We start from the raw sequence: 20,232 nt of genomic DNA on the forward strand, positions 1-20,232 counted from the left end.
ACATGCCGACCAACGCAAAATGGCTGAACAAGGTGCGCTGGGACGAGCACGGCCTGGTGCCCGTGATCGCCCAGGAAGCGGCGAGTGGCGACGTCGTGATGTTCGCCTGGATGAACCGCGAGGCGCTGGCCAGGACGGTGGAGCTGGGCGAAGCCGTCTACTGGAGCCGTTCGCGCAAGAAGCTGTGGCACAAGGGCGAGGAATCCGGCCACACCCAGAAGGTGCTCGACATCCGCCTCGACTGCGACGAAGACGTGGTCCTGTTGAGAATCGAGCAGAAGGGCGGCATCGCCTGCCATACCGGACGCCACTCCTGCTTCTTCCAGCAACTGAAGGACGAGGACTGGCAGGCGGTCGAACCCGTGCTGCAGGACCCCGCCACCATCTACTCCCAGGACAAGAAACACCCATGAACGATATCCTGGCCCGCATCGCGGCCGTGATCGAGTCGCGCAAGCCGGCCGCCGGCGGCGACCCTGCAAGCTCCTACGTCGCCAAGCTGTTCAGCAAGGGCGACGACGCCATCCTCAAGAAGATCGGCGAAGAAGCCACCGAGACCGTGATGGCCGCCAAGGACGCGCGCGTCTCGGGCGACGCGTCCAAGCTGCTGTACGAAACGGCCGACCTCTGGTTCCATTCGATGGTGCTGCTGGCGCAGTTCGGTTTGACGCCGCAGCAGGTGGTCGACGAGCTGGCGCGGCGCGAAGGCGTGTCCGGCATCGACGAAAAGGCGGCGCGCACCGAGTAAAGCCGGGGCGTGCGTGCCATGCCCATCGGCAGTGTCATAATCGGGCTTTCGACGCCGCGCGTTCACGGCATCTGGAGACAAGATGGATAACTGTATTTTTTGCAAGATCGTCGCCAAGCAGATCCCGGCCAGCGTCGTCTACGAAGACGACGAGGTGCTGGCCTTCAAGGACATCAACCCGGCCGCGCCGGTGCACCTGCTGGTGATCCCGAAGCAGCACGTGGCCACCCTGTCCGACTGCACCGACGCGCACGCGGCCGTGCTGGGCAAGATGCTGGCGCTGGCGCCGAAGCTGGCGCAGGAGCACGGCGTTGGCGTCACCTCCGATGGCAATGGCGGGCACAGTGGCGGCTTCAAGACCCTGATCAACAGCGGCCCGGACGGCGGGCAAGAGGTCTACCACCTGCACCTGCACATGTACGGCGGCAAGCGCCCGTGGCGCGGTCTCGGTACCTGAGGGCAAGGAAACTTTTAATCGTGGCAAGCATGGGGCAAGCGAGCCCGCATGGCGTATACTGAAACGCAGGCTTTTCCGATTTTACAGGCGCAATGCGTCTTGCTAGGAGATAAACATGGGTTCGATGAGTATTTGGCACTGGGTCATTGTCCTGGTCGTCGTGATGCTGATTTTTGGCACCAAGAAGATCGGCAATATCGGTTCCGATCTCGGTAAGGCAGTCAAGGGCTTCAAGGATGGCGTGAAGGGCGAGGAAGACAAGGCGAATCCGAACGCCGCGGCCGCCCAGCCGCCGCAGCAGGTGGCCGACAAGTCCACCATCGACGTCGAAGCCCGCGACAAGACCCGTCACTGACCCCCGGGCATGATCGATCTCGGACTGTCGAAGCTGGCGATCATCGGCGTTGTCGCGCTGATCGTGATCGGCCCTGAAAAGCTGCCGAAGGTGGCGCGCATGGCGGGCACCCTGTACGGGCGCGCCCAGCGCTACCTGCACGACGTCAAGTCCGAGGTCAGCCGCGAGATCGAGCTCGACGAGTTGCGCAACCTGCACAAGGAAGTGCACGACAGCGCGCACTCGTTCAAGTCCGAGGTCGAGCAGTCCATGTCCAGCCACGTCGACGAAGTCGAAGCGCTGTGGGACGGCAGGGAACACCTGCCTTCGTCTTCATCCTCTTCCCATGCGTCGCATGGCTTCGTCAGCACTGCCGACATCGAACGCAAGGCGCGCGATTTCCGCCGCAAGAAGCTGGTGCGTACCTCGGCCGTGCCGAGCTGGTACAAGCACCGCCACGGCGGCAAGACCCATGTGCTGTCGGGCGCCGCGCGCGTACGCAAGTTCCGCCCCGGCTCCAGCAAATCCAAGACTTCCTTTTTCTAGATGACCGACGAAGCCGCAGGCGAAGAAACCTTCATTTCCCACCTGGTCGAACTGCGTGACCGCCTGGTCAAGGCGTCGATCGGGATCGCCATCGCCTGCGCGGCGCTGTTCATCTGGCCCGGCCCATCGCAGGTCTACGACCTGCTGGCCGCGCCCATGATCGCCTCGCTGCCGCCAGGCGCCAAGATGATCGCCACCGGCGTCGTCTCGCCTTTCCTGGTGCCGATGAAGGTGACCCTGCTGCTGGCCTTCATCCTGTCGCTGCCCTGGGTGTTCTACCAGCTGTGGGCCTTTGTCGCGCCCGGCCTGTACGCCCACGAGAAGCGCCTGGTGCTGCCGCTGGTGATCTCGTCCTCGCTGCTGTTCATCGCCGGCGTGGCCTTCTGCTACTTCTTCGTGTTCGGGCGCGTGTTCCACTTCATTGGCGAGTTCGCGCCCACCTCGATCGCGGTCACGCCCGACATCGAGAACTACCTCGACTTCGTGATGTCGATGTGCCTGGCCTTCGGCGCCACCTTCGAGGTGCCGGTGGTGGTGGTCATCCTGGTGCGCATGGGCATCGTCAGCATCGAGAAACTGCGCGAGATCCGCTCCTACGTGATCGTCGGCGCGTTCGTCATCGCGGCCATCGTCACGCCGCCGGACGTGGTCAGCCAGCTGGCCCTGGCCATCCCGATGTGCCTGCTGTACGAGCTGGGCCTGCTGGTGGCGCCGATCTTCGCGCGCGTTACCCGGGCGCCCGAGGAACACGCCTGAGGCGACGCCGTAGCGCGATCCTATGCCTTCGGCATCATCTGCCGGGCTCCCGCTGTTCTTTCTTGTGATTGCCTCCTGCGCATGCAAATATTGCGCTCCCGCATTTGACGCACAGGATACGCATGTCTTTCCTTTCCCCGCTCCGCTACGTCGGCATCGTGCTGGTTGCCGTCCTGGGCGCCTCCGCCTCCGCCGCGCCCGCCGATCCGCTGCCGCTCGACCCCCAGCTCAGGTTCGGCAAGCTGGACAATGGCCTGAGCTACTACATCCGGCAAAACGCGCGGCCGGCCCAGCGCGTCGAACTGCGCCTGGTCGTCAACGCCGGGTCGATCCTGGAAGACGAAGACCAGCTGGGCGCTGCCCACTTCGTGGAACACCTGGGCTTCAACGGCAGCCGCCATTTCAAGAAGCAGGAACTGGTGTCCTATCTGCAGTCGATCGGCATCCGTTCCGGCGCCGACCTGAACGCCTTCACCAGCTTCGACTCCACGATCTACGTCTTGCCGGTCCCGACCGACAAGCCGGGCAACCTGGAGCAGGGCTTCCGGGTGCTGGAGGACTGGGCCCATGGCATGACGCTGTCGGACCAGGCCATCGAGGACGAGCGCGGCATCATCCTCGAGGAAAAGCGGCTGCGCAGCGGCTACGGCCGGCGCATGCAGGAAGCGACCCTGCCGAAGCTGGCCAACGGCTCGCGCTACAAGGACCGGCTGCCGATCGGCACCGAGGCGTCGATCGCCGGCAACCGTCCGGATGCGCTGCGCCGCTTCTACCGCGACTGGTACCGGCCCGACCTGATGGCGGTGATCGTCGTCGGCGACATCGACCCGGAGGAAGCGCAGCGCCTGGTGCGGCGCCACTTCGGCCACATCGCGATGCCAGCCGCGCCGCGGCCACGGCCACAGTATCCGCTGCCTGCGCTGGGCGACCCGGACGTCCTCGTCTACGCCGACCCCGAGGCGCCCGGCAGCACCCTGCGCCTGACCTGGTCCAGCTACCAGCGCGCTCCGGCGGCCACGGTGGCCGACTTCCGCACCGTGCTGCAGCGGCGCCTGTTCTCGGAGCTGATGCGCATGCGCCTGGCGCGCCTGCCGGTGCTGGGTGGCTTCGTTGGCGAATCGGCCTCGCCCTTCGGAACCAACCAGCACACCTATACCGCCACGGCCGGGATCGGCCCGGCCGGCGTGCACAAGGCGATCGATGCGCTGGTCGGCGAGAACCAGCGGGTGCGCCAGTTCGGCTTTTCCGCCGCCGAACTGGAGGCGGCCAGGCGCAGCGTCATGGCCAGCTACGAGCATGCCTACAAGGCGCGCGACAGCCGCAGCTCGGCCGCGCTGCTGGGCGCGTACGTGCGCCACTTCCTGGCCGGCGAACCGGCGCTCGACATCGAACAGGAAGTGGCTTACGCGCGCAGCGCCATCCCGGCGATCACGGAAGAGGAGATGCATGCCTATGCCAGGACCGTGATCCCCGGCGACGGGCCGAAGCTGCTGGTGTACACGACCAGCCCGAACGGCGCCCAGCCCGTCCCTACCGGCACGGAGCTGCTGGAGCGGGTCGACTCGGCACTGAAGACGCCCGTGTCGCGGCACAAGGAAAAGGAGCTGCCTGCCCAGCTGATGGCGCAGCAGCCCGCGCCTGGCAGCATCGTCGAACAGCGCGAAGACAAGCTGCTCGGGGTCACCCGGCTGCTGCTGTCGAATGGCGTGAAGGTGGTGCTCAAGCCCACGCCCTTCAGCCGGGACAGCGTGCAGATGGCGGCGCTGCGCCCCGGCGGTCAGATGCTGTTCGCGGACGCCGACAAGGACGCCCTGCGCTTCGGTGGCGTACTGCACCGGGCGATGGGCGCCGGGCCATATAGCGTGCTGGACCTGTCGCGTATCCTGGCGGGCAAGAACCTGACGCTCACGGCCGGCATGGGTCCGTACACCGACCACCTGAACGGGAGCAGCAACAGCGGCGACCTGGAGACGCTGCTGCAGCTGAACTACCTGGCGATGACCAGTCCGCGCCGCGACAAGGCGGTGTTCCGCTCCTTCGTGAACAGCAATGCCACGCTGGCCCAGACGCAGGCGGCGGTGCCCGAAGGGCGCTTCGCCGATGCGCGCGAGCTGGCCGTGTACGGTGGCCATCCGCGCACCCAGTTGCGGCCCCGTCCCGAAGACTACCGCAAGCTGGACCTGGACCGCAGCCTCGAACTGTTCCGTTCACGCATGCTCAATGCCAAGGGCATGAGCTTCTACTTCGTGGGCGACTTCGAGGTCGAGGCGATCAAGCCGCTGCTGGCCGCCTACGTCGCCACCTTGCCGGTTTCCGAGCTGGCGCTGTCCTACCGCGACCCCGGCATCCGCCAGGTGCCCGGGGTCGTGCGGCGCGAAGTCAGGGCGGGCGTCGAGCAGAAGAGCATGGTCACCTACGATTTCGGCGGCGAGATGGACTACTCCCGCAGCGAAGCGACGGCCTTCACGGCGATGGTCGACGTACTGAACCTGCGCATCCGCGACGCGCTGCGCGACCGCCACCAGCTGATCTACACGGGCGGCGCCAGCGGCCGCTACGGACGCATCCCGCGCCCCTTGTACTCGATCGCCATCCAGCTGCCGACCGCGCCCCAGCATGTGGAGAAGATCGAGACGGTGCTGTGGGAAGAGATCGCGGCCCTGCAGGACAAGGGACCGACGCCGGAAGAGCTGAACAAGGTCAGGCAGGGCATGCTGCAGGTCTATCGCAAGTCGCTGAAGGAAAACGGCTACTGGCTGGTGCGCCTGCAGAATGCCGACCTGGAAGGGGACGATCCGGGCGACATCCTCACGGTGGCCGAGCGCATCGAAGCGGTCAGCGCGGAAGGGGTGCGGGCGGCGGCGCAGCGTTTCCTGACCAGGGAACGCCATGTGGAGATGGTGCTCAGGCCCGAAGCCTGAGGAGGTGGCCGGCAAGGGCTCCGCTCTCGTGTCGAATAACCTTGCCGGCAACGATCACCGCGTGGGCGGAAATCCGCCCACCCTACGGGTGCAAGTTGGCGCTTACTGCATCATCAGCTCGGCGATCATCTTCACCGGCGCATTGCCGTAGCCGAGGAACTGGTCGTGGAATTCCTTCAGGTTGAAGCGCTCGCCCAGCTGCTGCTTGCGGCGCTCGCGCAATTCCATGATCTGCTCGTAGCCGCTGTAGTAGCTGGTTAGCTGCACCGAGGTGAGCTGCACGCGGCGCCACTTTTCCTCGGCTTCCTGGCGCGTCTGGAAAGCCTGGCGGGTCAGCAGGTCGATCGCTTCCGGCCGCTGCATGCCGAGCACGTGGACGCTGTAGTCGAGGATGGTGTTGGTGACGCTGCGCAGGTTCCATTTCGAGTACATCAGCCACATCTCGGGCGCGTTGTCGCCATAGCCGTTCTCCAGCATCATGCGCTCGCCGTACACGGCCCAGCCCTCGACCATGGCGCCGTTCCCGAACAGCGACTTCACCAGCGAGGGCGAGCGGTTCGCATACACCAGCTGCGCGTAGTGGCCGGGAATCGCCTCGTGGATGTTCAGGATCTGCAGGATCCACTCGTTGTACTCGCGCAGGCTGCTCTCGGCCTGTTCCGGCGTCAGGTCGTCCAGCGGCGTGACGTTGTAGTACGTCTTGTCCTTCGGGCGGTAGGGGCCGGGTGCGTCGATGCTGGCGCCGGCCACGCCGCGCTGGTACATCGGGGTCTCGCGCACTTCGAGCGGCTTGTCGGCGTCCAGCGTGAGCAGGTTTTTCTCGGTGACGAACTTGTGCAGGGCCGGGATCTGGCGCCGGATCTCGGGCAGGAAGTTCTCGCGCGCGACGTGGCGGCTCGACAGCTTGTCGATCATCATGCCGATCTTCTGGAAGCGGTCGCGCGGCTTGGCCACCCCTGCCATGGTGCGCGGCCACAGTTCGTCGGAGATCGTGTCCATGCGCGCGAGCAGCTCCTCGCGCGTGGCCAGCGCCTTGCGGAAGGTCTGCTCGGCACTGCTGGAAGACTGGATCTCGAGCGCGAACTTTTGCTCGTACAGCGCCTTCCCGGCGCGGAACGGACGCGGGCTGGCCGCATTCCTGTCGAGCGCCGTCAGGAAATCGATATAGCCCAGCACGGCGCTGCCGGCGTTCGCGATGCGCTGCGCGAAGATCGCCTTCTCTTGCGGGTTCAGGATCGATTCCTGCGCCGCCTTGCCCAGGTCGGCCAGCACCGCGATGGTGCCCGGGGCCTGGGCGATGGCGAGCTGGGTGTGCTCGCGGGTCGGGTTGACGATCGAGGCCTGCGCCGCTTCATAGAAGGCCGGCACATCGGCCAGGCGCTTGAGGATGGTGCGCAGGCGCTGCGGCTTGGCGGCGTACTCGGTGTTCAGGATCAGGTCGAGCGGCTGGGCGATGTTGTACAGCGAAGGATTCCACGCGTACTCGCGCCAGGTCGTCAGGTTCCAGCGGTCCCGCTCCAGCTTGTTCACCAGCAGGGCCAGGTCGGTGCGCTGGCGGTCCGATAGCTGGCGGGTGTCGAGCTTGTTGAATTTCTCCAGCCATTCATTGGCGAAGGCCAGCTTCTTGGCGCGCGTGGCGGCGTCCGGAATGGTGAGGTTGGCGGCCTGGTCGAACTTGCCGACATAGATGCCGCCCTCCGGGTCGATCCGCCACAGCGCGGTCAGGTATTGCATGCTCATCGTGTCGAAGCGGCGGTCGAGACGCTTTTCACTTGCCCGTGCGGACGGTGCGGCGGTTGCCGTGGCAGCTGCCGCGGCGGCGGCGGTCGCGACGGCCGCCTTCTTGCCGGATTTCCTGACCGGTGCTTTCGACTTGTTCGTTTTCGCCTTGACCACCTTGGCGGCCTTGGCCTTGCCCTTGGCGGGCTTGCTCGGCTTGGCGCTGGCGGGCGCCAGCGCGAAACTCGCCAGCAGGACTGCCAGCGCGATTTTCGTTTTCATCATCCTGTTCGAACCCTGAGTTGTGAAGGCCGGAGCCCGGAAGAGTAGCACCATTCAGGCCGCTTGCGGACCGCTGAAACATTCCGACACGTATCCCGGGCTTAATCGACGGCGCCGGAACGGATCATCTGCTGGTGGATGGCATTGACCGTTTCCACGGCCTTGCGCCCGCCCGCGATGTGGTGCAGGACGATCTCGCTCTCCTTGGTGAAGCGGTGGCCGATGCGCACCGTGTACGAGCGCGTGACCCAGCTGACGAAGCCGTTGACGTAGCTGGCTTCGTCCATGTCGCGCCACTTCACGCCCGCCACGCCGCGCGCCCAGGGCAGTACGCCCGAGACCACCCAGACACCGACATCGTCGTAGTACAGCTGCACGCTGCGCACCAGCAGGAAGCGGTAGACGACGATCAGGCTCGAGCCCGCCAGCACCGTGCCGGCGGCCAGTTCGTTCCAGCGGAAGGACAGGGGCAGCGCGATCAGGAACAGCAAGCCGGCCAGCGCCAGCACGCCGGCGTAGGCCGTCCACGATTTGACGCCGATGACGCGCGCCTGGGGCGTCATTGCCGCTTTGTCCAGTTCCATCCGTCTTTGCTCGTCCATAAAAGCGGCATGATCACATGGAATGTCATGCAGCGCCAAGGCCTTGTTCCAGCATGGCCAGCATCTCGCCCGGCGACATGCGCGCCGCCATCTCGGTCCCTTCCAGCAGGCTGTCGGCCAGGTCGCGCTTGCGGCCATGCAGTTCGACGATGCCTTCCTCGATGGTGCCGCGCGCCACCAGCCGGTAGATCGTGACCGGGCGCTGCTGGCCCATGCGGTGGGCGCGGTCCGAGGCCTGGTCTTCCACCGCCGGGTTCCACCAGGGGTCCATGTGGATCACGTAGTCGGCCGCGGTCAGGTTGATGCCGACCCCGCCTGCCTTCAGGCTGATCAGGAACAGTTCTCCTTCGCCGGCCTGGAAGGCATCCACCCGCCGCTTGCGCTCCTGCATCGGGGTGGCGCCGTCCAGGTACTGGTAGGGGATGTGCCTGCCGTCGAGGTACTTGCGGATCAGGCGCAAATGGTCGACGAACTGGCTGAACACCAGTACCTTGTGGCGGTTTTCCAGCAGGTCGTCGACCAGGCGTGCAAAGGCCATCAGCTTGCTGCTGGCGATGCCGGCGCCCGGCGCCACCAGTTCCGGATTACAGACGGCGCGGCGCAGCCGCATCATCTCGGCCAGGATCTCGATCGACTTCTGGCTTTCCGGCGCCTCGAGCGCGGCCAGCTTGTCGAGCGCATCGCGGCGCAGCGATTCGTACAGCGCGCTTTCTTCCCCGGTCAGCTCGACCGGCAGCACGATCTCGGTGCGCGGCGGCAGCTCGGCCAGCACCTGCGCCTTGGTGCGGCGCAGGATGAAGGGCTGCGTCAGCCGGCGCAGCCGGGCCCGGGCGCCGGCTGCGGCGCGCTTGTCCTGTGCCTTTTCGATCGGCCCGGCAAAGCGCAACTGGAACTGGTCGGCGCTGCCCAGCAGGCCCGGGTTGATGAACCTGAACAGGTTCCACAGCTCGCCCAGGTGGTTTTCCAGCGGGGTGCCGGTGGCCGCCATGCGAAACCCCCCTTGCAGCGCCATCACGGCCTGCGAGCGCTTGGTGTGCATGTTCTTGATGGCTTGCGCTTCGTCCAGCACGATGCTGTGCCATGGCCGTTTTGCAAACAGCGCCGCTTCCTGCTGGAGCAGGCCGTAGCTGGCCACCACCACGTCGAAGGGACCGGCTTGTTCCAGCATCGCGGCGCGCTCGCCCGGACCGAACAGCTTCAGGTTCAGCGTCGGCGCGAAGCGCTGGGCCTCGGCGATCCAGTTGGGGCAGACCGAGGTCGGCGCCACCACCAGCGCCGGGCCGTCCGGCGCACGCGTGAGCAGCAGGGCCAGGGCTTGCAAGGTCTTGCCGAGGCCCATGTCGTCGGCCAGGCAGGCGCCGACGCCCAGGTGGGCCAGGCGTCCCAGCCATTCGAAGCCTTCGCGCTGGTAATCGCGCAGCTCGGCCTGCAGGGTGGAAGGCAGCGCCGGCGTATGGGCTTCGCTGTCGGCGATGCGCTTCACATGCTGGCGCCAGGCGGCGTCGCTGTCCACGCTGCCGGCCTCGCGCGCCAGCTCCGCCAGCGAGAAGCTGGCCAGTGGGTGCATGCGCAGTTCGTCGCCATGGAGCGTGCCGTAGTCGGCCAGCTCCATCAGGCGCCGGTGCAGCTCGTCGCTCAGGGCCAGGTAGTCGTTGTCGCCCAGCGCCACGAAGCGGCTCTTCCCTTCGCGCACGCGCTCCAGCAGCGAACGCAGGTCGAGCACGCGCCCTTCGTCCACCACGATGTCGCCGTTGGCGGCGAACCAGTCACGCTCGCGCCGCACCTGGAGGCGTACGGATTTGGAGCTAGCGCGTTTCGATACGCGGAATTGTTCGCCTTCCGGCCAGGCCACCACGACCTTGTCCGGGTCGACGCCGCGCAACTCGTCCACCAGCTCCAGGCATTGCAGGGGCTGACCCAGTAGCCATTCGCCGTGCTCGGGTTCCGCGTGCTCGAGCGCGTGGCAGGCACTGATCAACCGGCGCTCGGCGTCGCGCTCGGCGTTCAGGTCGCGCCTCGCCTCGGTGCGCACCCCGTTCACGTCGGCGATCACGCTTTCGGCGCCGGCGCCGGGCGCATAGTAGGCGCCATTGTCCAGCGGGCGCACCAGGATCTGCAGGCTCAGGCCCTGCTGGTAGGGGCGCAGGTGCAGGTGCAGGCGCGGGTCGGCCGCCACCTGTTCCAGGTCGCCCGGGCTGGCGCCGATGTCCGACTGCACCGTCACGATCGAGGAGATCGCGCTGATCGCGCGCAGTACGCGGCGCTCGGCTTCCACCGGCACTTCGAGGCCGGCGCCGACGATGGCGGCGATGCGCCGGTGTTCCTCGTTGACGCGCACCAGGCGCAGGCGGGTCGGTGTCTCGCGCGTGACGATGACGTCGCCATCCTGTTCGCCCGGCGCCGGGTGCAGCGCGATGGTGACCTTGGCGCCGCGCGCCTTCACCAGCAGTTCAGGTTCTCCCGGCAACAGCTCGACCCGGGTGCCGGGCGAATCCATCCAGAACAGCAGCGGGTGGCCGACCAGGGCGGCCAGGGCCTTGTCCAGCTCGAATTCGAAGCGGATGCCGGTGCTGCCGTAATAGCGCCGCCCGGCAATGCTGGACACGGCCTGCACGTCCTGGGCACTGAGGAACTCGAGCGCATGCGCCTCTTCGGCCAGGCGCTTCAGGCCGACGGCGCGGCCGCGGCTCCAGCCGCCCTGGGCATCGCGCTTCTGTTCGCGCGGCTCCAGTTCGCGCACGCCCATCTGCTCGTCATAGCGGATCATCCACACCAGGCGCGACTCGCGCACCACTTCGGCGTTCAGCGCCGGCTGCAGGTTGATCAGGGCGTTGAGCTGGCGTTCCCAGGCTTCCTCGCGCTCGAACCAGTGGGTCAGGTCGCTGAGGCGCTGCCTGCGGCGCAATTCGCCTGCGCGCGCTTCATGCGCGAGCGCACCGGGTCCGCCGATCTGCGCCAGCAAGCCGGCCAGCTGGGCCGACAGCAGGTCGAAGCCGGCGGCTTCGGACTGCGCCAGCATGTCCTCGATGTCCTGGCGCCTGCCCGGCAGTTGCGGCAGGCCCAGCCAGTGGTGCATCAGCGCGCGAAAAGTAAAAGGCTCGAGCGCCATCTCCCAGCTGCGCGAGGCCAGCACCTCGGCATCGACGGTGCCGCGGCGGATTTCCTGCAACATGCTGAGCTGGAAGAGCACGGCCGTCTCCGGACGCTGCACCGCGCGGGTGGCGATCTCCAGCCAGGCATCGGCCAGTTTCAGGTGGGCGGGCTGGTTGCTGCGCAGCAGGGCAGCCAGGTAGAGATGGGCGCCGATGCCGTGGAAAATCGCCTTGCGCTTGCCCGTTTCGCGGCGCAGCCCCTTGAGCGCCGCCTCGGCGCCGGGCAGGCCCGTTTCGGGATCGTCGCGCAGCAGGGCAACGACGCTGCGCAGGAACAGTCCTGCCGCATCCGGCACCTCGGCCAGCAGCGCCAGGGCCGCGTCGAGGCGGCCGCACAGGATGAAGTGCTCGCCCAATGCGATGCGCAGGCCGATCGCGGGTTCGCCCTGGGCTGCGTGCGCTTCGGCGGCGGCGCGGACCACGGGCGCCAGCGCCGGCTCGCGCTGCGCATGGTGCACCAGTTCGGCAAGGATGGCGTCGCGCAGCTGCGGGTGGATGCGTTCCATGAGCGCCGGCGAGAACGGCCGTGCGCAAACCTCGACCAGGGGATGCAGGTAGGCGGCTTCGTGGCAGCGCAGGCAGGCCTCCAGCAGCGGCATGACGGCCGCGGCCGGCTCGCCCGTGAACAGGCGCATGCGCAGCAGGGCCAGGCCCTGGCGATAGCTGCGCAGGACCGGCGTGCCCTGCCAGTCGCGGCGCAGCGGTGTCACGCGTTCATACGCGCCTTGCAGCTCGCGGAACAGACTGGACGCCAGCGCCCCTTCCAGCGCCGGGCCGACAGCGCCCGCTGTGATCGTGAATCCGCGTCCGGCGGCTTCCGTGACCAGGCCTTGCTGGCGCAGGCGTTCCAGCTCGTCCGCCCATTGCCCGTCCGGCAGCGGCAGGCCGGCCGCCATCAGGTGTTCGAGGATGCGCTGGCGGCCCATCGGCTCGCCCGCCATGGCGAGCAGGGCCAGGATCGCCGCCTCGCCGCTAGCCAGTTCTTGATGAATCATGCAGCCGGCAGGTGTTCGATCTCGAGTGGCGGCAGGCCGGACGGCACCGGAATGCCGAACACGCGCAGGTAGAACACCAGTTCGGACTCCAGCGTCGTCACCACGCTGTCGGCCCTGCGGAAGCCATGGCCTTCGCCTTCCAGGGTGAGATAGGCCACCGGCACCCGGCGCGCGCGCAGCGCCTCGACCATGGTCTCGGACTGCCGGGGCGGCACCACCATGTCGTCCAGGCCCTGGAAGAAGATCATCGGGCGCGTGAGCTTGTCGGTATGGTGGATCGGCGAGCGCTCGCGGTAGACCTGTTCGGCACGTTCCGGCGGCGCGATCAGGTACTGGTTGTAGTGCGACTCGAACTTGTGCGAATCCGCATCCAGCCCGGCCAGGTCGGACACGCCGTAGTAGCAGGCGCCGGCCTTGAACAGGTCGTGGAAGGCGAGGGCGCACAAGGTCGTCAGGCCGCCGGCGCTGCTGCCGCGCACCAGCAGGCGCTCGCGGTCGACCAGGCCCTGATCCGCCAGGTGGCGGGCGCCGGCCACGCAGTCCTCGACATCGACCACGCCCCACTGGCCCTTGAGCAGGTCGCGGTAGGCGCGGCCGAAGCCGGTGCTGCCGCCGTAGTTCACGTCCAGCACCGCGAAGCCGCGGCTGGTCCAGAACTGGGTCGCCAGTTTCAGGGTGCTGGCCGCCATGCCGGTCGGGCCGCCGTGGCCGATCACGATCAGGGGCGGCAGTTCGCCGTCCTGGGGGGCGAAGTCGGCATTGGTCGGCGGGTAGTGGAAGGCGTAGGCGGTGCGGCCGTTCGCGCTCGGGTAGCGGATCGACTGCGGGACCGACAGGTAAGCCATGTCCGGCAGTTGCGCGATCGAGCGCGCCAGGACCTCGTGCTGGCCGCCATCGAGGTCGATGCGGGCCAGTTCCAGCGCCACGGTGGGGGCGCCCCCCAGCAGCGCGACCGTGTGCGCGTTCACGCGCAATTCGCGGATTTCTTCGTAGGGCGTGGCGACCTCGGTGAGCTGCCCGCCACGCAGGCGCGCCAGTTTGCTGACGCCGCCCTCGATGTAGGCGCAGACGATCTCGTCCTCCGAACGAAAACCGTAGAGCGAGCCGCCGAAGGTCCACTGCGGTCCGCCAAATTCCGCCGCGCGCGGGCACAGGGCTTGCACCACGCCATGCGCGTAGCGGTACAGGTTCCACCAGCCGCTGCGGTCGGACACGAAGTGCAGCACGCCACCAGGAGACCACTCCGGCTGGCAGACCGATTCCTGCGGTCCGCCCGCCACCAGCCGGCCATTGGCCAGCGTGCCGTCTTCCAGGATGTCGGCCAGCCACAGCTCGCTGCCTTCCCAGGGCATGCGCGGATGGTCCCAGCACAGCCAGGCCAGCTGGCGGCCGTCCGGCGAAATGCGCGGCGCGGCATAGAAGTCGTTGCCCGCCACCAGCACCGTTTCGACACCGTCGAAGCCGATGGCGGCGATGGTGTTGTCGGGATAGTGGCGGCCGGCTGAATGGTCTTCGCGCACCGCGACCAGGCGGCGGCGCCCGGCATCGGCCACGAAGTCGGCATAACGCTGTTTGTTCTCCGCGGCCGTCACCGGGAACGGCGCCGCGCCGCCTTCGGCCCGGTAGATACGGCTGTCGGCATGGTTGGAAAACCAGGCGACACCGTCCGCGACCATGTATGCGCCGCCACCGTATTCGTGTACCTTGCTGCGCACATTGAAGGGCGCCGGCGTCAGTTCGCCGCGGCTGCCGACCAGGGTCGAGCGTCCCGCTTCGCTGGCCCGCCCTTCCAGCCAGTACAGGCCGGCGCCGTCGAGCACCAGCGACGACAGGGGCGTGGCACCGGCCGCGACGATGGCGGCGGTGATGGGGGAGGTCCAGGTGCCGCACGGGGCTTGCTGTTTGGTCATGGCAGTATTTTCTTCGACAAGAAACGCATTATAAGTGGGGCCCCAAGGATGCGATAATAGAGGTTTTCCCTCCGCATCCATTGTCAGCCATGCCACAATTCGCCCCGCTCCAGAACGACACCTTCCTGCGTGCGCTGCTGCGCCAGCCGACCGACTATACCCCGGTGTGGCTGATGCGCCAGGCGGGCCGCTACCTGCCTGAATACCGGGCGACGCGGCAGAAGGCGGGCTCCTTCCTGGGGCTGGCGAAGAATCCGGATTACGCCACCGAAGTCACCCTGCAGCCCCTGGACCGCTATGCGCTGGACGCTTCGATCCTGTTCTCCGACATCCTGACGGTGCCGGATGCGATGGGCCTGGGCCTGTACTTCGCCGATGGCGAAGGCCCGAAGTTCGAGCGCCCGCTGCGCACGGAGGAACAGGTGCGCAGCCTGGTGGTACCGGATATGGCATCGCTCGACTACGTCTTCAAGGCGGTGACCCAGATCCGCACCGAGATCAATGGCCGCGTGCCCCTGATCGGCTTCTCGGGCAGCCCCTGGACCCTGGCCTGCTACATGGTCGAAGGCGGCGGTTCGCGCGAGTTCCACACCATCAAGAAGATGATGTACCAGCGCCCGGACCTGATGCACCACATCCTCGATACGAACGCGCGCGCGGTCAGCCAATACCTGAACGCCCAGATCGACGCTGGCGCCCAGGCCGTGATGATCTTCGATTCCTGGGGCGGCGCGCTGGCCGACGGCGCCTACCAGCAGTTCTCGCTGGACTACATGCGCCAGGTCGTGAGCCAGCTGCAGCGCGAGAAGGATGGTGTACGGATCCCGGCCATCGTCTTCACCAAGGGCGGCGGCCTGTGGCTGGACGAAATGGCGGACATCGGCGCCGATGCGCTGGGCCTGGACTGGACGGTCAACCTGGGCAAGGCACGCGCCCTGGTCGGCGACCGCGTGGCCCTGCAGGGCAACCTGGACCCGGCCATCCTGTTCGCGGCGCCGGAGCAGATCCGCGCCGAGGTCGAGCGCTCCCTGAGCGCCTACGGCAAGCCGTCGAACGGCCATGGCCACGTGTTCAACCTGGGTCATGGCATTTCCCAGTTCACCCCGCCGGAATCGGTCACGGCCATGGTCGAGGCTGTGCATGGGTTCAGCCGCAGGCAGCGCGCTGGCTGAACCATCACTGCGGCGGCTGGCGTTGCCGCAGCAAAATCACACTTGTTCACAAGTTCGTCAAACAACAAATTTATTCCTGTGGACATCTTTGCTGGATGTGAAAATACCTAAATCAATGATTTATATAACTTTTTTTCACGGCGAACTGTAGGTATACACAGTAGGGCTTCCTACTTATGGGTAAATTGTCCCAGCGTCCTGCCCATTGTTCACAAAGTTATCAACAGGTCGGTGGATGAGCTGGGAAAAGTGCTTGGTTTACGCGGACTTAGCTCAACTCTTCAAGTAAGCTCTGAAGATTCTGGTGCGCTGCAGCGAGTTTTCCCGGAGCATATGTGCAGTTATGCACAGCAAGCCGATTCCAGCCTGGGTTGTTAACAGGGATAACTTGCGTTTTGCAAGTGCTTGAATTGATTGGCAAATTTATTGGTGTCCCAGCGAATCGGCTGATTTCGCTTGATCTAACGTAAACCTCGGACGGGGTCAAGCGCCGCGCTATTCACAAAGTTTTCCACAGCCACTGCACATCAAAAGGTTGGAATTGGCACACTGTTTTCTACAGGTTGCGCTCGATACGCCGCTCAACAGCTGTTTCGACTACCGTTGGGAGTATGAAGCGGGTGCCGAGCCGGTCGTTGGCCAGCTGGTGCTGGTGCCTTTCGCACGGCGCGAAGTGGTGGGCCTGATTGTTGCCATTAAGGAAAACAGCGAAGTTCCGGTGGACAAGCTCAAGGAGGCGATCGCGGTACGCAGCCAGCTTTCGGCCTTGCCCGAGCGCTGGCTGGCGCTGGCGCGCTTCGCCGCCGACTACTACCAGCGCCCGCTGGGCGAAGTGGCGCTCCCGGGCCTGCCGAAGAACCTGCGGGTGCCGAAGACCGTGGCGCTCGACCGCGCGCTCAAGAAGCTGGCGAAGGACGCGCACCCGCACGATCCGGCCCCGACCGGCATGCCGGCGTTGAACCCGGCGCAGCAGGAGGCGGCCGACGCCATCGGCGGGGCCCAGGGCTTTGCACCGATGCTGCTGTACGGTGTCACCGGCAGCGGCAAGACCGAGGTCTACCTGCGGGCCTGTACCCAGGTGCTGGCGCGCGATCCGGACGCCCAGATCCTGATCCTGGTCCCCGAGATCAACCTGACCCCGCAGCTGGAAGGGAATATCCGCGCGCGCTTGCCCGGCCTGATGCTGGCGACCCTGCACAGCAGCCTGTCCGAGGGCGAGCGCATGCTGCACTGGCTGGCCGCGCACCAGGGCCGGGCGCGCATCGTGCTGGGCACGCGCCTGGCGATCCTGTCCTCGCTGCCGCATCTGCGCCTGATCGTCATCGACGAGGAACACGACCCTTCATACAAGCAGCAGGAAGGCCTGCGCTACTCGGCGCGCGACCTGGCGGTATGGCGTGCGCACCAGCTGGCGATCCCGATCGTGCTCGGCTCGGCCACGCCCTCGCTGGAGAGCTGGCACCATGCGCAATCGGGCCGCTACCGCAAGCTGGAGCTGCGCGAGCGCGCCGTGCGCGACGCCGTGCTGCCCGTCGTGAAGCTGGTGGACCTGGAGCGCGACCGTCCCAAGGATGGCCTGAGCAGCGCCCTGGTCGCCGCGCTGCGCCAGCGCCTCGACCGCGGCGAGCAGTCGCTGCTGTTCCTGAACCGGCGCGGCTATGCGCCCGTGATCTGCTGCGACGCCTGCGGCTGGATCAGCAACTGCACCCGCTGCACCGCCTTCATGGTGCTGCACCGGCCCGAGCACCGCCTGCGCTGCCACCACTGCAGCCTGGAGCTGCGCATCCCGCGCCACTGCCCGACCTGCGGCAACGTCGACCTGCAGCCGCTGGGGCGCGGCACCCAGCGCGTCGAGGAAGGATTGCAGGCGATGTTCCCGGAAGCGCGCATCCTGCGCATCGACGCCGATTCCACGCGCCTGAAGGGCAGCGCGCAGGCCGCCTTCGACAGCGTGCACCGGGGCGAGGTCGACATCCTGGTCGGCACCCAGATGGTCGCCAAGGGCCACGACTTCAAGAAGCTGACCCTGGTCGGCATCCTGAACCCGGACACGGCCCTGTTCTCGCAGGACTACCGCGCCAGCGAGCGCCTGTTCGCGCAGCTGATGCAGGTGGCCGGCCGGGCCGGCCGGGCCGGCGCGGCCTCCGAGGTGCTGGTGCAGACCCGCTACGCCAGCCACCCGCTGTACGGCGCCGTGATGCGCCACGACTACGACCGTTTCGCCGGCAGCCTGCTGGCCGAGCGGCGCCAGGCCGGCTTGCCGCCCTATATGTACCAGGCCCTGCTGCGCGCCGAGGCGCCCGCGCTGGCCGATGCGATCGCCTTCCTGGAAGCGGCGCGCGACAGCCTCGTGTTCGAGGCCGTGACCGTCAACGACCCGATTCCGATGACGATGACGCGGGTGCACAACGTCGACCGCGCCCAGCTGCTGGTGGAGTCTAGCTCGCGCCCGGCGCTGCAGGCCTTCCTGCGCGAGTGGGTGGAGCTGCTGCGCGCCATGAAGTCGCGCGTGCGCTGGTCGCTCGAGGTCGACCCGCTCGATATCTGAGCCCGGGAAGCCCCTTGACCCTAGCGGTGCGGGCGAGGGCGCCGAAAATCGCGTATCGTTTCGTCATGAATCGTGCACGAGGCAGGGAGGAACGATGAACAGAATGGATGTGGACGTCGCCGTGATCGGCACCGGCACCGCCGGCATGACGGCCTACCGTGCGGCGAAGGCGCAGGGCGCGCGGGTGCTCGTCATCGAAGGCGGTGAGTACGGCACCACCTGCGCCCGGGTCGGCTGCATGCCCAGCAAGCTCCTGATCGCCGCGGCGGAAAGCGCCCATGCGATGCGGCACAGCGCGCCCTTCGGCGTGCATGCGGGCGAAGTCCGCATCGACGGGCGCGCCGTCATGGAACGCGTGCGGCGCGAGCGCGACCGCTTCGTCGGCTTCGTGCTGGAGAGCGTCGCTTCCTTCCCGGAGCAAGACCGGCTGCGCGGCCATGCGCGCTTCACCGGCCCGCATACCCTGCTGGTGGACGAGCATACCGAGGTCAGCGCCGCGCGCATCGTGATCGCCACCGGCTCGTCGCCGCTGCGCCTGCCGGCGCTGGCCGATGGCGGGCCCGGGGTCGTCACCAGCGACGACGTGTTCTATTGGGACACGCTGCCGGAATCGGTGGCCGTGATCGGCACCGGCGTGATCGGCCTCGAGCTGGGCCAGGCCCTGCACCGGCTCGGCGTGCGCGTGAAACTGTTCGCGCGCGGCGGCAGCATCGCCCAGCTGAGCGATCCGGAGGTATTGCGCTGCGCCACCCGCGTGCTGGGCGGCGAGCTCGACATCCAGTTCCAGTCGACGGCGCTGGGAGCGGTGCAGGAGGATGGCCAGGTCGCGCTCACGGTGGCCGACGCGCTTGGCGGGGAAAGCACCGAGCGTTTCCAGTGTGTGCTGGTGGCGGCCGGGCGCAGGCCGAACGTGCACGATCTCGGGCTGGAACACAGCGGCCTGGAGCGCGGACCTGACGGCATCCCGCTGTTCGACGCGCGCACCATGCAGTGCGGGACCAGCCACGTCTTCATCGCGGGCGACGCCAACGACGAGCGTCCGCTGCTGCACGACGCGGCCGACCACGGCAAGATCGCGGGCGACAATGCGGGGCGCTATCCGGACGTGCGTCCAGGCCTGCGCCGCACGCCGATCGCGGTCGCCTTCACGGAGCCGAACATCGCGACCCTGGGCGCCAGCTACCGCCAGCTGTGCGCGGGCGGCGCGCGCAAGTTCGCGGTCGGCGCGGTCTCGTTCGAGAACCAGGGCCGCAGCCGGGTGATGCTGCAGAACCAGGGAATGCTGCGGGTGTATGCGGAATTCGGTTCGCGCCGCTTCCTGGGTGCCGAGATGATCGCGCCGCGCGCCGAACACCTGGCGCACACGCTGGCCTGGGCCTGCCAGATGCGCATGACGGTGGACCAGATGCTGGACATGCCCTTCTACCACCCGGTGATCGAGGAGGGCGTGCGTACCGCCCTGCGCGACCTGTCCCGTTGCCTGGCGGCCGGCGAGAGCGACGTCGATGCGGCCGATACCGAACCGGGAACCTGAACGCTACCCAGGCCGGGCGCTCAGTTCAGGTAGCTCGCGTCCAGCTTGCCTTCCTCGGCCAGCTGGCGCAGGATGCGCACCGTATCGATGTCCGCTTCCTGGTAGGCCGAGCGCTTGAAGTCGTCGTACATGGCGTTCGCGGGGTCGGTATGTTCGCCCTGGCCGTCGTCGTAGCAGAAGCGCACCAGCAGCACACCTTCGGCCGGCGCCTCGATCCGCATGAGCAGGCTGGATGCGGCGATCTCGCCCTGGGCCGGCACTTCGTAGCGCACTTGCTGCAGCGGCGTCAGGTGCACGACATCGTCGACCACCAAATCCCCATAGCGCAGGCGGCGCTTGAAGCTGCCGCTGCTGCGCTCGCCGATCGTGCATTCGTCCAGGTGCGGCACGAACAGGGTCGGCGATTCGGCGCGCAGCACCAGGCCGCGCCATAGCTGCTCGACCGAGAGGGTGTCGGCCAGCGGATTGAGCGGATCGTTGATCTGGATGAGATGTTCAAATTTCATGAGCGGTGTCCATAATGCCCTGGCGCAGTGCGCCACGAGGGTGGGATGGT

15 protein-coding genes are annotated in these 20,232 nt (G+C 67.1%); 10 read left to right on the forward strand and 5 right to left on the reverse strand.

Translation table 11 applies throughout. The annotated features are described in order from the left end of the window. Positions 1 to 2 precede the first annotated feature (2 nt). The 7 genes from hisI (at position 3) to LCI23_RS14360 (ending at position 5,762) form a co-directional block, all read left to right on the forward strand. Positions 3 to 413, forward strand: coding sequence for a phosphoribosyl-AMP cyclohydrolase (gene hisI, locus LCI23_RS14330; RefSeq protein WP_224947129.1), 411 nt, complete (start codon positions 3 to 5; stop codon positions 411 to 413). Beyond that, a complete protein-coding gene (locus LCI23_RS14335; protein WP_224947130.1) occupies positions 410 to 748 on the forward strand; it encodes a phosphoribosyl-ATP diphosphatase in 339 nt (112 codons plus the stop codon). Before hisI ends, LCI23_RS14335 begins: the two co-directional genes overlap by 4 nt. An 82-nt stretch (positions 749 to 830) precedes the next feature. Next, a complete protein-coding gene (locus tag LCI23_RS14340) occupies positions 831 to 1,205 on the forward strand; it encodes a histidine triad nucleotide-binding protein (RefSeq protein ID WP_224947131.1) in 375 nt (124 codons plus the stop codon). A gap of 115 nt (positions 1,206 to 1,320) precedes the next feature. Then, on the forward strand, positions 1,321 to 1,560 hold the full coding sequence (tatA, locus tag LCI23_RS14345; protein ID WP_224947132.1) for a Sec-independent protein translocase subunit TatA: 240 nt from the start codon (positions 1,321 to 1,323) through the stop codon (positions 1,558 to 1,560). A 9-nt stretch (positions 1,561 to 1,569) separates the two neighbouring features. After that, positions 1,570 to 2,085 (forward strand): Sec-independent protein translocase protein TatB, encoded by a 516-nt coding sequence (tatB, locus tag LCI23_RS14350; protein ID WP_224947133.1) that lies wholly within the window; start codon positions 1,570 to 1,572, stop codon positions 2,083 to 2,085. Next, a complete protein-coding gene (gene tatC, locus LCI23_RS14355; RefSeq protein ID WP_224947134.1) occupies positions 2,086 to 2,841 on the forward strand; it encodes a twin-arginine translocase subunit TatC in 756 nt (251 codons plus the stop codon). It abuts the gene before it with no gap. A gap of 122 nt (positions 2,842 to 2,963) precedes the next feature. Beyond that, positions 2,964 to 5,762, forward strand: a complete 2,799-nt coding sequence (locus LCI23_RS14360) for a pitrilysin family protein (protein WP_224947135.1) — start codon at positions 2,964 to 2,966, stop codon at positions 5,760 to 5,762. 102 nt (positions 5,763 to 5,864) lie between these two features. Here the strand turns inward: LCI23_RS14360 and LCI23_RS14365 are convergent, their stop codons facing one another. The 4 genes from LCI23_RS14365 to LCI23_RS14380 all read right to left on the reverse strand — a co-directional run bounded on the left by LCI23_RS14365 (position 5,865) and on the right by LCI23_RS14380 (position 14,422). Continuing rightward, positions 5,865 to 7,766 carry a DUF885 domain-containing protein gene (locus tag LCI23_RS14365; protein WP_224947136.1) on the reverse strand — a complete coding sequence of 634 codons (1,902 nt, stop codon included), beginning with the start codon at positions 7,764 to 7,766 and terminating at the stop codon, positions 5,865 to 5,867. A gap of 98 nt (positions 7,767 to 7,864) precedes the next feature. Next, on the reverse strand, positions 7,865 to 8,347 hold the full coding sequence (locus tag LCI23_RS14370; RefSeq protein ID WP_224947137.1) for a hypothetical protein: 483 nt from the start codon (positions 8,345 to 8,347) through the stop codon (positions 7,865 to 7,867). 43 nt (positions 8,348 to 8,390) lie between these two features. Next, complete coding sequence (locus LCI23_RS14375; protein ID WP_224947138.1) at positions 8,391 to 12,512, reverse strand: DEAD/DEAH box helicase; 4,122 nt, start codon at positions 12,510 to 12,512, stop codon at positions 8,391 to 8,393. After that, on the reverse strand, positions 12,509 to 14,422 hold the full coding sequence (locus LCI23_RS14380) for a prolyl oligopeptidase family serine peptidase (RefSeq protein ID WP_224947139.1): 1,914 nt from the start codon (positions 14,420 to 14,422) through the stop codon (positions 12,509 to 12,511). Before LCI23_RS14380 ends, LCI23_RS14375 begins: the two co-directional genes overlap by 4 nt. 89 nt (positions 14,423 to 14,511) lie before the next feature. Here LCI23_RS14380 and hemE point away from each other — a divergent pair, with 89 nt between their 5' ends. The 3 genes from hemE to LCI23_RS14395 all read left to right on the forward strand — a co-directional run bounded on the left by hemE (position 14,512) and on the right by LCI23_RS14395 (position 19,676). Further along, the gene (hemE, locus tag LCI23_RS14385; protein ID WP_224947140.1) at positions 14,512 to 15,594 is read left to right on the forward strand and encodes a uroporphyrinogen decarboxylase; all 1,083 of its coding nucleotides are present in this window, start codon (positions 14,512 to 14,514) and stop codon (positions 15,592 to 15,594) included. Between the two features lie 541 nt (positions 15,595 to 16,135). After that, positions 16,136 to 18,142 (forward strand): primosomal protein N', encoded by a 2,007-nt coding sequence (locus tag LCI23_RS14390; protein WP_224947141.1) that lies wholly within the window; start codon positions 16,136 to 16,138, stop codon positions 18,140 to 18,142. A 94-nt stretch (positions 18,143 to 18,236) separates the two neighbouring features. After that, on the forward strand, positions 18,237 to 19,676 hold the full coding sequence (locus LCI23_RS14395; RefSeq protein WP_224947142.1) for a dihydrolipoyl dehydrogenase: 1,440 nt from the start codon (positions 18,237 to 18,239) through the stop codon (positions 19,674 to 19,676). Positions 19,677 to 19,696: 20 nt separating this feature from the next. On the opposite strand, the gene LCI23_RS14400 is transcribed toward LCI23_RS14395, so the two are convergent. Further along, positions 19,697 to 20,182 (reverse strand): SRPBCC family protein, encoded by a 486-nt coding sequence (locus LCI23_RS14400; protein WP_224947143.1) that lies wholly within the window; start codon positions 20,180 to 20,182, stop codon positions 19,697 to 19,699. Between the last annotated feature and the right edge of the window lie 50 nt (positions 20,183 to 20,232).

The sequence above is a fragment of the Massilia sp. MS-15 genome (assembly GCF_020176695.1).
Classification (GTDB): domain Bacteria; phylum Pseudomonadota; class Gammaproteobacteria; order Burkholderiales; family Burkholderiaceae_D; genus Telluria; species Telluria hydrophila.

What these genes read in the sequence shown, in the direction of transcription:
- hisI (WP_224947129.1), top strand. Translation starts at nt 3, where the DNA reads ATGCCGACCAACGCAAAATGGCTGAACAAGGTGCGCTGGGACGAGCAC.
- LCI23_RS14335 (WP_224947130.1), top strand. Translation starts at nt 410, where the DNA reads ATGAACGATATCCTGGCCCGCATCGCGGCCGTGATCGAGTCGCGCAAG.
- LCI23_RS14340 (WP_224947131.1), top strand. Translation starts at nt 831, where the DNA reads ATGGATAACTGTATTTTTTGCAAGATCGTCGCCAAGCAGATCCCGGCC.
- tatA (WP_224947132.1), top strand. Translation starts at nt 1,321, where the DNA reads ATGGGTTCGATGAGTATTTGGCACTGGGTCATTGTCCTGGTCGTCGTG.
- tatB (WP_224947133.1), top strand. Translation starts at nt 1,570, where the DNA reads ATGATCGATCTCGGACTGTCGAAGCTGGCGATCATCGGCGTTGTCGCG.
- tatC (WP_224947134.1), top strand. Translation starts at nt 2,086, where the DNA reads ATGACCGACGAAGCCGCAGGCGAAGAAACCTTCATTTCCCACCTGGTC.
- LCI23_RS14360 (WP_224947135.1), top strand. Translation starts at nt 2,964, where the DNA reads ATGTCTTTCCTTTCCCCGCTCCGCTACGTCGGCATCGTGCTGGTTGCC.
- LCI23_RS14365 (WP_224947136.1), bottom strand. Translation starts at nt 7,766, where the DNA reads ATGATGAAAACGAAAATCGCGCTGGCAGTCCTGCTGGCGAGTTTCGCG.
- LCI23_RS14370 (WP_224947137.1), bottom strand. Translation starts at nt 8,347, where the DNA reads ATGGAACTGGACAAAGCGGCAATGACGCCCCAGGCGCGCGTCATCGGC.
- LCI23_RS14375 (WP_224947138.1), bottom strand. Translation starts at nt 12,512, where the DNA reads ATGATTCATCAAGAACTGGCTAGCGGCGAGGCGGCGATCCTGGCCCTG.
- LCI23_RS14380 (WP_224947139.1), bottom strand. Translation starts at nt 14,422, where the DNA reads ATGACCAAACAGCAAGCCCCGTGCGGCACCTGGACCTCCCCCATCACC.
- hemE (WP_224947140.1), top strand. Translation starts at nt 14,512, where the DNA reads ATGCCACAATTCGCCCCGCTCCAGAACGACACCTTCCTGCGTGCGCTG.
- LCI23_RS14395 (WP_224947142.1), top strand. Translation starts at nt 18,237, where the DNA reads ATGAACAGAATGGATGTGGACGTCGCCGTGATCGGCACCGGCACCGCC.
- LCI23_RS14400 (WP_224947143.1), bottom strand. Translation starts at nt 20,182, where the DNA reads ATGAAATTTGAACATCTCATCCAGATCAACGATCCGCTCAATCCGCTG.